The sequence below is a fragment of the Brachybacterium alimentarium genome, assembly GCF_002332425.1.
Lineage (GTDB): Bacteria > Actinomycetota > Actinomycetes > Actinomycetales > Dermabacteraceae > Brachybacterium > Brachybacterium alimentarium.
Genome location: NZ_NRGS01000033.1, coordinates 13,833 through 28,989, shown reverse-complemented (window position 1 = coordinate 28,989; position 15,157 = coordinate 13,833). Strand labels below are relative to the sequence as shown.

General features: G+C 71.3%; 14 protein-coding genes. 11 read left to right on the top strand and 3 right to left on the bottom strand.

What is annotated here, in order from left to right; all coding sequences use genetic code 11:
* From CIK71_RS16150 to CIK71_RS16120, 7 genes are all read left to right on the top strand, one after another.
* Nucleotides 1-1,743, top strand: coding sequence for an N-acyl-D-amino-acid deacylase family protein (locus CIK71_RS16150; RefSeq protein ID WP_096166709.1), 1,743 nt, complete (start codon nt 1-3; stop codon nt 1,741-1,743).
* Nucleotides 1,740-2,120 carry a RidA family protein gene (locus tag CIK71_RS16145; RefSeq protein ID WP_096166708.1) on the top strand — a complete coding sequence of 127 codons (381 nt, stop codon included), beginning with the start codon at nt 1,740-1,742 and terminating at the stop codon, nt 2,118-2,120. Before CIK71_RS16150 ends, CIK71_RS16145 begins: the two co-directional genes overlap by 4 nt.
* A gap of 328 nt (nt 2,121-2,448) precedes the next feature.
* Complete coding sequence (locus CIK71_RS16140; RefSeq protein WP_096166743.1) at nt 2,449-3,588, top strand: N(5)-(carboxyethyl)ornithine synthase; 1,140 nt, start codon at nt 2,449-2,451, stop codon at nt 3,586-3,588.
* A gap of 256 nt (nt 3,589-3,844) precedes the next feature.
* Entirely contained in the window at nt 3,845-4,744 is a 900-nt protein-coding gene (locus tag CIK71_RS16135) for a helix-turn-helix transcriptional regulator (RefSeq protein ID WP_096166707.1), read from the top strand.
* A gap of 111 nt (nt 4,745-4,855) precedes the next feature.
* Entirely contained in the window at nt 4,856-5,596 is a 741-nt protein-coding gene (locus CIK71_RS16130) for a dihydrofolate reductase family protein (RefSeq protein ID WP_096166706.1), read from the top strand.
* Nucleotides 5,597-5,813: 217 nt separating this feature from the next.
* Complete coding sequence (locus tag CIK71_RS16125; RefSeq protein ID WP_096166705.1) at nt 5,814-6,695, top strand: aldo/keto reductase; 882 nt, start codon at nt 5,814-5,816, stop codon at nt 6,693-6,695.
* Between the two features lie 202 nt (nt 6,696-6,897).
* Entirely contained in the window at nt 6,898-7,509 is a 612-nt protein-coding gene (locus CIK71_RS16120; RefSeq protein ID WP_176485675.1) for a DUF4282 domain-containing protein, read from the top strand.
* Nucleotides 7,510-7,578: 69 nt separating this feature from the next.
* On the opposite strand, the gene CIK71_RS16115 is transcribed toward CIK71_RS16120, so the two are convergent.
* The 3 genes from CIK71_RS16115 to CIK71_RS16105 all read right to left on the bottom strand — a co-directional run bounded on the left by CIK71_RS16115 (nt 7,579) and on the right by CIK71_RS16105 (nt 10,229).
* Nucleotides 7,579-8,418 (bottom strand): SDR family NAD(P)-dependent oxidoreductase, encoded by an 840-nt coding sequence (locus CIK71_RS16115; protein ID WP_096166703.1) that lies wholly within the window; start codon nt 8,416-8,418, stop codon nt 7,579-7,581.
* Between the two features lie 149 nt (nt 8,419-8,567).
* Nucleotides 8,568-9,698, bottom strand: coding sequence for an FUSC family protein (locus tag CIK71_RS16110; protein WP_096166702.1), 1,131 nt, complete (start codon nt 9,696-9,698; stop codon nt 8,568-8,570).
* Nucleotides 9,699-9,710: 12 nt separating this feature from the next.
* Nucleotides 9,711-10,229 (bottom strand): MarR family winged helix-turn-helix transcriptional regulator, encoded by a 519-nt coding sequence (locus tag CIK71_RS16105; RefSeq protein WP_096166701.1) that lies wholly within the window; start codon nt 10,227-10,229, stop codon nt 9,711-9,713.
* Nucleotides 10,230-10,410: 181 nt separating this feature from the next.
* On the opposite strand from CIK71_RS16105, the gene CIK71_RS16100 reads away from it, so the two are divergent.
* From CIK71_RS16100 to CIK71_RS16085, 4 genes are read left to right on the top strand one after another with little or no spacing between them, the layout of a single operon-like run.
* Nucleotides 10,411-11,724: a polyprenyl synthetase family protein gene (locus CIK71_RS16100; protein ID WP_096166700.1), complete on the top strand. Its 1,314-nt coding sequence runs from the start codon at nt 10,411-10,413 to the stop codon at nt 11,722-11,724.
* On the top strand, nt 11,721-13,334 hold the full coding sequence (locus tag CIK71_RS16095; protein WP_096166699.1) for an SDR family oxidoreductase: 1,614 nt from the start codon (nt 11,721-11,723) through the stop codon (nt 13,332-13,334). The genes CIK71_RS16100 and CIK71_RS16095 overlap by 4 nt, the downstream gene beginning before the upstream one ends.
* Nucleotides 13,331-14,293: a tryptophan-rich sensory protein gene (locus CIK71_RS16090; RefSeq protein ID WP_245857702.1), complete on the top strand. Its 963-nt coding sequence runs from the start codon at nt 13,331-13,333 to the stop codon at nt 14,291-14,293. Before CIK71_RS16095 ends, CIK71_RS16090 begins: the two co-directional genes overlap by 4 nt.
* A complete protein-coding gene (locus CIK71_RS16085) occupies nt 14,290-15,153 on the top strand; it encodes a phytoene/squalene synthase family protein (RefSeq protein WP_096166698.1) in 864 nt (287 codons plus the stop codon). The genes CIK71_RS16090 and CIK71_RS16085 overlap by 4 nt, the downstream gene beginning before the upstream one ends.
* Nucleotides 15,154-15,157 lie beyond the last annotated feature (4 nt).

Sequence of the window (15,157 nt, the reverse complement as noted above, 5' to 3'; positions counted from 1 at the left end):
ATGGCCGTTCCCGATCCCCTCCGTCCCACCGCCCTGCTGATCCGCGGGGGCCGCGTCGTCGAGGGGGGCATGGTCACACCGGCCGACGTGCTCGTCGAGGGCGAGCAGATCACCACCGTCGGCCGGATCGCCCCGCAGCGTGCCGCGGGCGCGCAGGTGCTCGAGGCCGACGGTCGCCTGGTCATGCCCGGCTTCGTGGACGCCCACTCCCATGCCGAGGGCGCCGTGTTCGACGAGGACGTGCAGCTCGCGCTGCTGCGCCAGGGCGTGACCAGCGTGATCGGCGGGCAGGACGGCGTCTCCTACGCCCCCGGCGACGGTGCCCACGGCAGCAGGTACTTCGCGGCGATCAACGGCCCGCACCCCACCTTCCGCGGCGGTTCGGTGGCCGATCTCCTGGCGACCTACGACGCCGCCTCTCCCCTGAACGTCGCCTACCTGGTGCCCGCCGGCACCGTGCGCCACCAGGTGATGGGCAGCGCGGACCGCCCTGCGACGTCGGCGGAGATCGAGGAGATGACGGCGCTGGTGGCGGAGGCGGTGGCCGACGGGGCCGTCGGCCTCTCCACCGGGCTGGACTACACCCCCGGCATCTACGCCGCGGCCGACGAGATCGCGGCCCTGTGCCGCCCGCTCTCGGCGGCCCGCCTGCCGTACGTGACGCACATGCGCGGCGGCTACGAGGAGAACTCGCAGGTGGGGATCGAGGAAGCGGCCCGGATCGGCCTCGACGCCGGCGTGCCCGTGCACATCTCCCACTTCCACACCCGGGCCGACGAGGCCGCACGGCTGATGGCCTGGCTCCAGGAGCAGGGGCTGGACGCCAGCTTCGACGCCTATCCGTACACGCGAGGCTGCTCGATCCTGGGGATGACGCTGCTGCCCCCGGCGGTCAACGCCATGGATCCCGCCGAGGCGACCGTGCTGCTGCGCGATCCGACCCGGCGCGAGCAGCTGCGCCGAGAGTGGTTCCCGCAGGTCGCCCACAACCCGAGCCTCGGGCCGGAGTGGCCGGAGCTGATCACCATCGCCCATACCGTCGCCCCGGAGTTCGCCTGGACGCACGGCCTGACCCTCGCCCAGGTCGCCGCGCGCCACGGCACCGATCCGATCGATGCGGCACTGGATCTGCTGGCCGCCTCCGCGCTCGAGGTCAACGTGGTGATGGCGGTGCGCGACCAGCGCCCCGTCGAGGACCTCGGCCGCCTCATCGCCCATCCGGGACACCTCGGGGGGTCCGACGGGATCTTCGTCGGCGCCCACCCCCATCCGCGCTCCCGCGGCACGTTCGCGACCTATCTCGCGACCTATGTGCGCGACCACGGCTTCCTCACCTGGCCAGAGGCCGCCCAGCATCTCTCCACCGGAGTGGCAGAGCGGTTCCGGCTCGGCGCCCGAGGCCGCCTCCGTCCCGGTCACCTCGCCGACATCGTCCTGGTCGATGAGGACGCTGTGGGTGCGTGCGCCACCTACGATGACCCGACCGCGCTCGCACGTGGCATCGACGACGTGCTCGTCGCCGGCAGACCCGTCCTCGCCGGAGGCCGCCTCACCGGCGAGCATCCCGGCCGCGGCCTGCGCGCCGCGTCCGCCCCCAGCCCCGACAGCGCTGCGGCCCCTCACGCACCCGGTGGCGGGCGCGACCCCAGCTCCGACGGCGGGCATGTCCCCGCTCCGTCGGCCCCGCAGGGCGCAGCCCCTGCACCTGCAGTTATCAGCACAACCCATCAGGGAGAACGATGAGCCACAAGGAAGCCCTCCACACCACCAGCGCCCCGCAGCCCGCAGGCCCCTACAGCCAGGCGATCGTCAGCGGAGACCTGCTGTTCACGGCCGGCTTCGGGCCGCAGGATCCGGCCACCGGGGAGGTCTCCGAGAACGTCGGCGAGCAGACACGCCAGGTGCTGCGGAACATCCAGGCGGTGCTCGCCGAGCGCGGCGCCACCCTGGACGACGCTCTGAAGACCACCGTTCACCTCGCCGACCTCGCCGACTTCCAGGAGTTCAACGAGGCCTACCGCGAGTTCTTCTCCGAACCGTTCCCGGTGCGCACCACCGTCGGCTCGCAGCTGGCGAACATCCGGGTCGAGATCGACCTGGTGGCCCGCCTCCGCGCCTGAGCGCGTCAGCAGCCGAGCCCGGGCTCGGCTGAGCCCGCGATCGGCTGACCGCTTCGGCATCCGGAACGCCGACCGCCTGCGGGCCCCTGCCAATTCCACCGTGGCAGGGGCCCACAGCCTCGCCATGGCAAGAGCTCGTCGCCTCACTGCGGCGGGGACCCATCGCGTCACCGCGGCAGGGGCCCGTCGTCTCACGCCGGTAAGGGCCCGTCGTCTCACCGCGGCAGGGGCCGGGAAGCGCCATGCTCTATCGTCAAGAGCCAGGGCGCCACCGGGCACCCAGGAACGGAAGCACGTGCTGCCACACCACCACGACCAGAGCGGGTCGATGACCAGCCCCGCACCCACCCTCGGACTTTTCGGGTTCTCCCGGAAGACGGATGAATGGCGGGTGCCCCTGCATCCGGCGCATCTCGAGCGGATCCCCCCGGATCTGCAAGGCCGGGTGCTGATCGAGGAGGGCTACGGCGAGCGCTTCGGCGTCCCCGACTCCGAGCTCGCCCCGCACGTGGCCCGGGTGTGCACCCGCGCCGAGCTGTTCGAGCAGGCCGACATCCTCACGCTGCCGAAGCCTCAGCACGAGGACATCCGCTCCATGCGCGAGGGCCAGACTCTCTGGGGCTGGCCGCACTGCGTGCAGGACCGCACCCTCACCCAGCTGGCCATCGACAAACGCCTCACGCTGATCGCGTTCGAGGCGATGAACCACTGGAACGCGGATGGCTCCTTCAACCTGCACGTGTTCCACACCAACAACGAGCTCGCCGGCTACAGCTCGGTGCTGCACTCCCTGCAGCTGCTGGGCTCGACGGGGAACTACGGCCGCCGCCTCACCGCCACCGTCATCGGGTTCGGCGCCACCGCGCGCGGGGCGATCACCGCACTGGGCGCCCACGGCATCACCCAGATCCGCGTGCTCACCAACCGCGCCGTCGCCGCGGTCGCCTCCCCGATCCATTCGGTGGACATCGTGCAGTTCGCCCATGAGGACGAGCCGTACATGAGCGAGGCCATCACCGACGAGGGCCGGGTCCCGCTGGCGCCGTTCCTCGCCGAGAGCGACATCGTGGTCAACTGCACCCTGCAGGACCCCAACGCCCCGCTGCTGTACCTCAACGAGGGGGACCTCGAGCAGTTCACGCCGGGAAGCCTGATCATCGACGTCTCCTGCGACGAGGGGATGGGCTTCTCCTTCGCCCGGCCCACCTCCTTCGTCGAGCCGATGCTCCGCCTGGACAACGGCGTGTACTATTACGCGGTCGACCACAGCCCCTCGTACCTCTGGAACTCGGCGAGCTGGGAGAACAGCTCCGCGCTCCTGCCCTTCCTGGAGACCGTGATGGCGGGTCCGTCTGCCTGGGCGAGCGAGGAGACCATCGACAGCGCGATCGAGATCCAGGACGGCGTGATCCGGAACCCTGCCATCCTCGAGTTCCAGGACCGCGAGGCGGCCTACCCGCACCGCTGACCGTCGTGCGCGGACTGCGCGTCGCCCGGCACCGGGCCACGCGCGGTCACGTCGGGCGTCGGGCGTCGGGCGTCGGGCGTCGGGCGTCGGGCGTCGGGCGTCGGGCGTCGGGGATCATCAGCGGGCCCGGCGCACCTCGTCCCCGGCCGAGGGTATGAGGACGGTCCACGCGCTCACCGGCGCAGGCGGCAGGCCCTGCGATGCCGTGCACTGCCAGTACCTGTCTCGCTCGAGGGCCCGCGGCTAGGCTCGAGGCATGGACTCCCAGGGCGATATCCGCGAGTTCCTCTCCTCGCGCAGAGCACGACTCACCCCCGACAAGGCCGGACTGCCGGCCTATGGCGGCAACCGTCGTGTGCCCGGGCTGCGCCGTGAGGAGGTCGCGATGCTCGCGGGCGTGAGCGTGGACTACTACAACCGGCTCGAGCGCGGGAGGATCTCCGGGGCCAGCGACTCCGTCCTCGAAGCCCTCGCCGATGCCCTGCAGCTGGACGAGGCGGAACGGGTCCATCTGTTCGATCTGGCCCGCCGCTCGGCGTCCAGCGGATCCGCGCGCCGCAAGCCCTCACGGCCCGACACCGTGCGCCCCGTGGTCCAGCAGGTGCTGGATTCGATCACCGGCGCCCCCGCGTGGGTGCGCAACGCCCGGCACGACCATCTGGCCCACAACCAGCTGGGTCGGGCCCTGTACTCGCCGGTCCTCACCGATCCCCGCAGGCCTGCGAACTCCGCGCGCTTCATCTATCTCGATCCTGCCGCGCAGAACTTCTTCGTCGACTGGGAGCGTGCCGCCGACGACATCGCCGCCATGCTCCGCTCGGAGGCCGGTCGCCACCCACACGACCAGAACCTGCAGGACCTCATCGGAGAGCTCTCCACGTGCAGCGAGGACTTCCGGCGGCGCTGGGCCACGCACAACGTGCGATTCCATCGCACCGGCGTGAAGCGGCTGCACCATCCGGTCGTCGGCGATCTGACGTTGAACTTCGAGGCCATGGCGCTCTCGTCGGACCCGGACCTGACCCTGCTGGTCTACACCGCCGATCCGCACACCCCGAGCGCGGACGCCCTGCGGATGCTCGCCGCGTGGGCCGCCACCGAGGAGGAGGCGACGACGGTCGCCGAGCGCAGCAGGACGGCTCCCGGCGAGAAGTGACGCCCCGTCCTCCCCGCGCAGCGGCATGCCGCCCGGCTGCGCGATCTCGGAGACCACCCCCTCTCGAGAGAACCACCCCACCTCGAGAACCGCTGACCAGAAGGAAGAGCCATGTCACGTCCCAGGATCATCTGCCACATGCACACGCTGCTCAACGGGAAGATCGACGGGATCGCAAATCCCACGTCGGTGGGGATGCGCTCCCAGAAGCTGTACTTCGATCTGTTCCTCGGCAAGGACCGGTTCTACACGAAGCACCGCGGGTGGATCAGCGGGAGCGGCACGAGCCGGGCGCTGCTGGGCAGTGAACCCGGCACCGATCTTCCCGAGCCGACCGAGCCCGTGCCGGCCGGAGATTTCCTCGCCTCTCCCGATGCCCGGATGTTCTACTTCGCGGTCGACGGCTCGGGGACGCTCGCATGGGACCGGAGCTCCTTCAACTACTTCGACGTCGAGGCGCACATCGTCGAACTGATCCCGGCCTCGGTCAGCGATGCCTTCAAGGCGCACCTGAGGTCGGTCGGGGTGTCCTACATCCTCGCGGGCGAGGAGCAGCTGGACATGGCGCAGGCCGTACGCAGGATCGGCGAGATCTTCGAGATGGATGAGCTCATCCTCGGCGGTGGCGGGACCCTGAACTGGTCGATGGTCCGGGACGGGCTGTGCGACGAGATCAGCCTGGTGCTCATGCCCACCGCGGACGGGGAGACTCCTACGAACTCCCTGTTCGAGGCCAATGAGAAGTACTCCGCGCCCGTGCCGATCCAGTTCGCCCTGAAGAACGTCGAAGCCCTGGACGACGGCAGCGTCTGGCTGCGGTACGACGTGCTGGGTCCGGTCGACGACGCCTGAGCCTGCGGCCCCGTCGGCTCCAGCGAGCCGCCGGACGTCATCGGCTCGGGCAGTGCGTCGAGCGAGCGGCCAGAACGCGACCAGGGCGTTGTCCAACTCCTCGAGAGCGCCGACCACGCCCTCATAGTGCTGGGCCGGATCGTGCAGCGGAAGGTCCCGTCATTCCACGTACTCCCAGTGCCTCCCTCATGCGCCGTCCCGCGCCTAGCGTGGCCGCATGACCACTTCCGATCTCACCCTGAACAACGACGTCGTCATCCCGTCCGTCGGCTTCGGCGTCTTCCAGACCCCGGCGGAGCAGACGAAGGAGGCCGTCGGCGAAGCCCTGCGCGTGGGCTACCGGCACATCGACACCGCCGCGGCCTACGGCAACGAGCGCGGTGTCGGCGAGGCGATCGTGAGCTCCGGCATCCCGCGCGACGAGATCTTCGTCGAGACGAAGATCTGGATCTCCGACTACGGGTACGAGGAGACGCTGCATGCCTTCGACAAGGCGGCCGGCAAGCTCGGGCTCGACACGATCGATCTGCTGATCCTGCACCAGCCCCTCACGAGCGATTTCGAGCGCACGATCCAGGCGTACAAGGCGCTGGAGACGCTGTACGCCGACGGCAGGGTCCGGGCGATCGGCGTCAGCAACTTCATGGTGGAGGATCTGCAGCGCCTGTTCGCAGCCACGGAGGTCGCTCCCGCCGTGAACCAGATCGAGATCCATCCCTACTTCCAGCAGCGCGGCGTCATCGCGTTCGGCGCGGAGCGGAGCATTCTCGCTCAGGCCTGGTCGCCGATCGGCGGGATCGTCGCCTACGGCACCGAAGCCACCAGCCCGCTCCAGGATCCTGCGATCACCGAGATCGCCGACGCACACGGGAAGACACCCGCCCAGGTGATCTTGCGCTGGCACCTCCAGGAGGGCCGACAGGTGATCCCCAAGTCTGTCCGGCCCCAGCGGATCGCGGAGAACTTCGACGTGCTCGGGTTCGAGCTCAGCACCGAAGAGCTCGCCCGCCTCGATGCACTGGAGACGGGCACCCGCGGCGGCCCCGAGCCCGCGGACCTCACGCTCGAGTCGTTCGGGATGGACATCCCCGAGGCCTGAGCGACCCCAGGATGCTGGCCCACCGCGCACCGAGCTGCCGCATGCCGTCGCTGATCTCGGCTTGCGGAGTTCCGTCGCCTGCGGGCACGGATCCGCACTATGGTTCCGGTGGGGACAGTACGAGGGGATCGGCAGCCGTTCCGGGCCCTCGTCGCGCGCACCGCGCACCAGCCATCAACGCATGAAGGACGTGAATCGCGCTATGACGCATCCATCCGACGGGGACCAGTTCGCATCGCCGCACCCGGAGCAGAACAGCTCCGCCGACCAGCCCTGGGCCGCTTCCGAGCAGCCCCAGTCACCGCACGGGGATGCCCAGGTGCCCGGTGCCGACCAGAGCTCCACCCCCTACGAACAGGGGCCCCCGACCTACGGGCAGGGCTCCCCCGCTTATGGGCAGGGCTCTCCGGCCTCCGGCCCGCAGATTCCGCAGGAGACCCCCGGGGCCCCTGCACCCACGGCGCAGGGCGAGGCGGGATTCTTCCGCGCCCTGTTCGACTTCACGTTCACCCACTTCATCACGGTGAAGTTCTCAGCGTTCCTCTACATCGTGGCGTTCCTCGTCGCGATCCTGATGTGGCTGGGCCAGATCCTGATGGCCATCCTGTTCGGCGTCGCGCTGGGCAGTGCGAACAGCTACTTCGACGAGGCGAGCTTCAACGCCGTGCCCCTGGTCCTCGCGATCGTGTTCGGCTGGATCCCCTCGGTGATCTCGCTGATCGCGATGCGTCTCGGCCTCGAGTTCAGCGTCGCGACCGTCCGCACCGCGCAGAACACGAAGACGATCGCCGAAGCGGCCACCGCCACCCGCTGACGCCGGTCGCGCATCAGACGAGGAGGGGCCCGATCACCGATCGGGCCCCTCCTGCGGTATGCGCAGCGCTCACTCCTGCAGTCCGGCGCCGATCTCCGCGAAGGTCTCGCGCATCGCCTCATCGTTCCAGGACCACACGTCGTCTCCCCGCAGCACGACATCCGCCCCGCCGTCACAGTAGATCGTCTGGCCCGCACAGTGGGTGTTCTCGACCGAGGTGAGCCAGATCAGCAGGTGCGCGATGCTCTCCGGCCCCTGGTGCGAGTTCAGCGGCATCGGCACGTACGCGTCGGTCATCGCGCGTCCGTCATCGCTGGCCAGAAGATCCTCCGTCATCGGAGTGACCACGGTGCCGGGCGCCACAGCGTTCAGCGGGATGCCGGCTCCCGCCCAGCGAGCTGTGGGGGCCTCGCGTCGCACCCAGCGGGAGATGGCGCGCTTGGACGAGGGGTAGATGACGTTCGCGGTGCGGGGGTCATCCGCCATGCGGGTCGCGATCTCGCCGGCCACCCCCTCGTCTCCTGCGAGCAGGGCGTCCACCAAGGCAGGGACGACGGGCTGCATCGAGGCCATCGAGGAGACCAGCGCGACGCGCGGAGCCTCGGACCGGGTCAGTGCCGGTTGCAGGGCCTCGAGGAATTCCGTCATCCCGAAGAAGTTCACCGACGCGGTGATCGGCTGAGGGATCGACAGACCGGCGCAGGCGATCACCGCGTCGACGGCGCCGTCGACCAGACGTCCCGCTTCCTCGGCCGCTGCAGCCCTGCCTTCGGGCGTCGAGAGATCTCCGGAGACGTCGGTGCCCTGGAGGTCGACGCCGATGACCCTCTCACCGCGGTCGATGAGGATCCGGGCGGTCGTGCGGCCGATTCCGGAGGCGGCTCCGGTGATGACGTACGTGCGAGGCATGGTGTGTCCTTTCGGGGCGACAGACGCCCGCGGTGGGTGGCTGGGTGATGGGGCGTTCAGTCGGAGTCGGGTCCACTCGACGATTCGGACGACCGACAGGGCGACTCGTCCTCGACCTCGGGACCGCCGGGATGTCCGCGCCTCATGCCTCACCCGTCCGTCGGCGCTTCCCGAGCGGCCCTCGCCGAGGCGACGTCGTCCACGATGACGGCGATGTGCTGCATGCTCGCGATCAAGGAGCCGTACAGCGGCCACGAGCGGCGCGGCAGCTCGGTGTGATCCGCCAGGTCGACGGCGAGCGCGGAGAGGCGGTCCGCGATCGGCTCCACCTCGGCATCGGGATCGGCGATCGCGCGGCCGGCGTCCCGGGCCACCGCGACCCATCGCTCTCGGAACTGGTCGTCCCACTCGTCGTCCGCGTAGGCCCCCTCGCGCAGCGTGCGGGACAGATGCCGCAGGTGGGAGATGCCCTCCTCCACCCGCGCCAGGATGTCCTCGTAGGAGGCCTCCTCGGCATGGTCGGCCGTCGCCCCCTGTCCACGGCGGGAGCGGCCGGTCGCACGCCGGGTACGAGGATTCCCGCGTTCGCTCTCGCGCGCGAACCGCACCATCTGCCAGGCGCCGCCGAGCTCCTCCGACATCGCACGGGTCTCCTCGACCCAGGCGTCGGCCCGCTCCATGTCCCAGGCGGTGGCGAACTCGTCGGCCATGTCGACCAGCACACCGCCCATCCTGCGGTTGATGCTGTCGACGTATCGCGACGCCTGCTTCTCCCGGAGCGGCGGGACGATCAGGAGGTTCACGACGACGCCGACCCCGACGCCGAGGGCGATCTCCACGATGCGGTCCAGCAGGAGAGGCTGCTGCTCCCCGAAGCCCGCGCCCAGCACGAAGATCGCGGTGGTCGCGATCGCGATCCCCTCATCACGGATCCACGGCACCAGGGCCACGAGCATCCCGACGGCCAGGGCGAGCGCGAAGGTCCCGACGCTCACCCCGAGCCCGACGCCGATGACGAAGGACAGCGCGACCCCGAGGATCGAGGCGACGAGGGTCTGCAGGCCGTGGGAGACGGACCGGTACACGGTCAGCTGCACCGTGAGCAGCGCGGTCCACGGCGCGAGGAAGGGCATCTGGGAGTCGAGCACGTCCCTCGACAGCCACCAGGCGACGGTCCCCGCGATCACGGCCTTGGCGATCTGCAGCCATCCGGTGACCGATTCGGGCTGCACCGCAGCGCTCCAGAGGGTCCGCGCACGCTGCTGCACCGAGGTCACCATGACCTGACGGTCTCACACCTCCGGAGCGGTGAGCTCCTCGGGCGGCGCCTCGGTGTCCAGGTGAGTGGCCATCGCGCGCAGGAATTCGATGATCGCCGGCCGAGCCGCCGGAGGCACCTCGCGGGCGATGGCGAGCATCCGCTCGTGCATCCCGCCCAGTCGCTCGCGCACCTGGGCGTGGGCGTGGTCCGTGGCCACGACGATGCGCGAGCGGCCATCGCGCGGGTGGGGCACGCGCTCGAGGTGACCGGAGGCGGTGAGGCGGTCCAGCAGCTTCGAGGTCGACGCGCCCGAGATCCCCAGGTGGCGGGCGAGCGCCTGCGGCGTCGCGGGGTCCTCCCCGACCTCATGGGCGATCACATAGCGGAGCGCGGAGAGGTCCGTGCTGTTCATCTCCATGCCGGCGCTGAGGCGCCGACGCAGCTCGTGATCGGCCGCGCGGAACCCGCTCAGGGCCGACAGGAGATCGACGGCGGAATCCTCACCGTCGTACCAGTACGAACCGCCCGGCTCCCCCGCGCTCTTGACCATCCTCCGATGCTACAGTCAAACTACGTAGATAGGCTAAGCAGCTTCGAGGAGGCGACATGACCGCGACCGCACCGGCCGCCCACGCCGCGAGCGGCACCGACGCCGCGTCCGCCCCCGCACTCTCGCCCGCAGCTGCACCTGCACCTGCACCTGCACCTGCACCTGCACCTGCGAGCGGATCATGAGCACCCCGGACCACCGCGCCGTGGATCGCGAGATCGCGCGGCTGCTCACCGGCGCCGTCTCCGCGCACGGCACCGCCCCGAGCACGGGTCGGCGTGACCTGTGGTCAGCCTTCGCGCAGGCCACCGACGACGGCAAGCGGTTCCGTCCGGCGCTGCTGACCGCGACGCATCGCGCCCTCGGCGGTCTCCGCGGCGAAGCCGCAGTGCAGGTCGCCGCAGCGCTGGAGCTGCTGCACACGGCTTTCGTCGTCCAGGACGACGTGATCGACGGCGATCTGATGCGCCGCGGCGTGCCGAGCCTGCCCGGCCGCTTCGCGCAGGACGTCCAGCAGCACGGCACCTCGGCCGCCGAGGCCCGCCGCTATGGAGATGCGGCGGGCATCCTCGCCGGGGATCTCGGCCTGCTCACCGCGTTCCGGGCGATCGCGCGCTGCGACGCGCCCGCCCCCGTGGTCGAGCGTCTCCTGGACCTCTTCGAGACCACCGTCCATTCCTCCGCGATCGGCGAGCTCGCCGATGTGCGCCTGCAGCTGGGCCCGACCGAGCAGCCTGGTGCCCTCCGCGAGGCGCTGGCCGTCGCCGAGTTCAAGACCGCCGTCTACTCCTTCCAGTTCCCCCTCCACGCGGGCGCGCTGCTCGCCGACGCCGACAGCGAGACCCTCGGCGTCCTCGACGAGATCGGCGGCCTGCTCGGCATCGGCTTCCAGCTGGTCGACGACCTGCTGGGGATGTTCGGCGACGAACGACTCACCGGCAAGAGCGCCCTCGGCGACCTGCGCGAGGGCAAGCGCACCGCACTCATCGCGCACGCGACCACCACCGCCCAGTGGCCCCAGCTGCGGCCATTGCTGGGCGAGCCGGACCTCGACGCCGCCGATGCCCGACGCGCCCGTGCCCTGCTCACCGACAGCGGATCCCGTGCCTGGACCGAGGAGCTCGCCCGCTGGCACCTGACCAGCGCCGTCTCCTCCGCGTCCCAGCACGGACTGCCGAGCCCCCTGGTGCATGCGCTGAGCACGGTGACCGACGAGATCCTCCGCACCGCCGACCTCCTGCTCCCACCCGAGTCGACGGCGACGACGGACACGGACGCCGGAGTGACGGCGGAGGCGACGGAGAAGGCGACGGAGAAGGCGAGCGCGGCGTCCCGATCGACCGCGGACCCGACCTCGAACCCTGCCTCGCGCTCGAAACCGGACCCGAACCCGAGCCCGAACCCGAACCCGAACCCGAACCATGACTCCATGGCTGCCCCGTCGGCCGAGCGGACCGATGCCCGCACCCCTGCGACGACAGGACGCCCTTCATGAGCTCCCCCGACATCCGCGCCGACGACCCCTCGGACCCGCCGCTGGCCCTGGTCACCGGCGCCACCGGGTACATCGGAGGCAGGGTCGTCCCCGAACTGCTGCGCGCCGGTCTGCGGGTGCGGGCGATGGCCCGCCACGCCGACCGGCTCGACGGACGCCCCTGGCGGGGCGACATCGAGGTCGTCGAGGCCGACGTCATGGACCCCGCGACGCTGGAGGACGCCCTGGACGGCGTCGACGTCGCGTACTACCTCATCCATGCGATGGGCGGCGGGAAGGGGTTCGCCGCGCACGACCGCGCCGGCGCGCAGAACTTCGCCGACGCCGCCGCCCGAGCCGGGGTGCGACGGATCGTGTACCTCGGCGGCATCCACCCCGACGACGAGGAGCTCTCGCCGCACATGGCCTCCCGCAAGGAGGTCGGCGACATCCTGCTGGCGGGCCCGGTCCCCGCCGTCGTCCTGCGCGCGGCGGTGATCCTCGGCTCCGGCAGCGCGTCCTTCGAGGTGATGCGGCACCTCGCCGAACGACTCCCGGTCATGGTCGCCCCGCGCTGGATCCACAACCGCATCCAGCCGATCGCCGTGCGCGACGTGCTGCACTACCTCGTCGGCGCCGCCCGGCTCGAGGGCGCACCGAACCGCACCTTCGACATCGGCGGCCCGGACGTGCTCACCTACTCCGGTCTGCTGCGGGCCTACGCCCGCGTCGCCGGTCTCCGCCCGCGGCGGATCCAGGCCGTGCCCGTGCTCACCCCGCGCCTGGCGAGCCATTGGATCGGCCTGGTCACCCCGGTCCCCACGGGGATCGCCCGCCCCCTGGTCGAGTCGCTGATCCATGAATCGGTCGCCGCGGAGTCCGACCTCCGCGATCTCGTCCCCGACCCCGAGGGCGGACTCACCGATGTGGACCGTGCCATCTCCCTCGCCCTGACCCGGATCCGGGATCTCGACGTAAGCACCGCCTGGCACTCCGCCGCCCCGGCCGGGGCCCCGTCGGCCCCGCTGCCGGAGGACCCGGAGTGGACCGGCGGCATCGTCCGCGGGGACGAGCGCAGTCGGCACGTCGCGGCCGCCCCCGAGACGCTGTGGTCGGTCATCGAGGGGATCGGGGGCACGAACGGCTGGTACTCCTGGCGGCTCGGCTGGGTCGCCCGCGGACTCATGGACCGGATCGTCGGCGGTCCCGGCCTCCGTCGTGGCCGTCGCCATCCTCAACGTCTCGCCGTGGGCGACGCGCTGGATTGGTGGCGGGTCGAGCGCCTCGTACCAGGCCGCCTGCTGCGCCTGCGCGCCGAGATGCGGGTCCCCGGCGAGGCATGGCTCGAGCTCGGCGTGGAGTCCGCCGACGACGGCGGATCGATCCTGCACCAGCGCGCCGTCTACCATCCTCGCGGTCTGCTCGGGGACGCCTACTGGTGGGCCGTGTGGCCCTTCCACGGCATCGTCTTCGGCGGCATGCAGCGCAATATCGCGCGCGCGGCCGAGAACGCCGACGGCGCCGCGGCCGAGCCCCCGCCCGGGCGCACCTCACCGTCCCCCACGCCGTTCACCACCCGCCCCACCGGGCAGGGCACCACGCGACGACACGACCAGGAGCCGGACACATGACCACCCCGCACCGCCGGACCGCCCCACCTCGGGGAGCCGACACCGCGAGACGCCGACGTGCCGCCGACGGCCGCTCCCGCATCCTGCTGCGGCGCGCGGCGGTGACGATCGCGTTCCTGGCCGCCATGGCCGGCACCGCGGTCGGCGTGGGCGCCTTCGGCGGGGACCCGATCGAGGAGGCCGCCGGCGGCCTCCTCGCCGCGGATTCCACCCATCTCGCCCCTGCCTCCTCGGCGTTCTCGATCTGGACGCTGATCTACGCCGGCCTCGGCGCCTACACCCTGTGGCAGTGGTGGGATCCTCGCGACGACCGCGGGATCGCCATGCCGGCCATCGCCTCCATGCTGCTCAACGCCGCCTGGATCCTCGTGATCCAGGCTGGCTGGGTGTGGGTCAGCGTGCCGGTGATCGCCCTGCTCCTCGCGGTGCTCGCGCTTCTGTTCCGCCGGATCACGGTGCATCCGCCCCGCAGCCTCGTCGAATGTCTCGTGGTCGACGGCACCTTCGGGCTGTACCTCGGCTGGGTGAGCGTGGCGACCTGCGCAGACATCGCCGCAGCACTGAAGGGCTCCGGTTTCCTGGGGCTCGGGGTCCCCGAGCTGTTCGCCGTCGTGGTGCTCGCGGCGGTCGCCGCCATCGGCATCGCGCTGACGGTGCTGGGGCGCCGCCCGCTCGCCGCACCGGCCGCGATGATCTGGGGGCTGGCCTGGATCGCCGTCGGCCGGGCGACCGATGCCCCGCACTCCCCCGTCGTCGCGATCGCCGCCGTCGTCGCGGCCCTCGTGATCGCGGTGGCGGCGGTGATCGGTGCGGTCCGGGGCCGTCGCTCACCCGCGGGCCCGGACCCGCGGCCGCGCCCTGACCCGGTGCCGACGCCGGGGACCCACCGGGCAGCACCGGGAACCCGCCGGGCAGCACCGGGATCCGGCCGGGCGGCACCGGAGGGACCAGGCCGATGATCCTGCGAGGAACGGCGACGGACGATGCCCGCTACGACCACGTCGCCCAGGCCAGCGCCCGCACTGTGATCGCCGGCTACTCGACCTCGTTCGGCTGGGCCGCACGCCTCCTGGCGGAGCCGGTGCGCACCCACGTGCGCAGCATCTACGCCCTGGTGCGCGTGGCCGACGAGACGGTGGACGATCCGGACCCGCAGCTGTCTCGCGCCGTGCGCACCCAGATGCTCGATGACCTCGCCGCCGAGACCGGGAGGGCCGTGCAGCGAGGGCGCTCCACCAACCTCGTGGTGCAGGCCTTCGCGATCACCGCGCGGCGCCACGGGATCGGCGCCGACCTGATCGACCCGTTCTTCGCCTCGATGCGCGCCGATCTCACCGTCGCCGAGCACGATCAGGCCAGCCTGGACGAGTACGTGCACGGCTCCGCCGAGGTGGTCGGGCTGATGTGCCTGCGCGTCTTCGTCGCCGGGGACGAGACCGCCTACTCCCGGCTGCGGGCACCGGCCCAGTGCCTGGGTTCCGCCTTCCAGAAGGTCAACTTCCTGCGTGACCTCGCAGAGGACCACGACCAGCTGGGGCGCACCTACTTCCCGGGCCTGGACCCCTCGGACTTCTCCGATGCGCACCGCGACCAGCTGCTCGACGACATCGATGCGGAGCTCCGTCAAGCGGCCACCGCGATCCCCCACCTGCCCGCGGACAGCCGTCGGGCCGTGGCCGCCGCGCACGGGCTGTACAGCGCACTGTCCCGCAGGCTGCGTGCGACCCCCGCCGCGCAGATCCGCCGCACCCGGGTGCGGGTCCCGGATCGTGAGAAGGCGCGGATCCTCGCGGGCGTCCTGCTGGGCAGGCGGCCATGAGCGG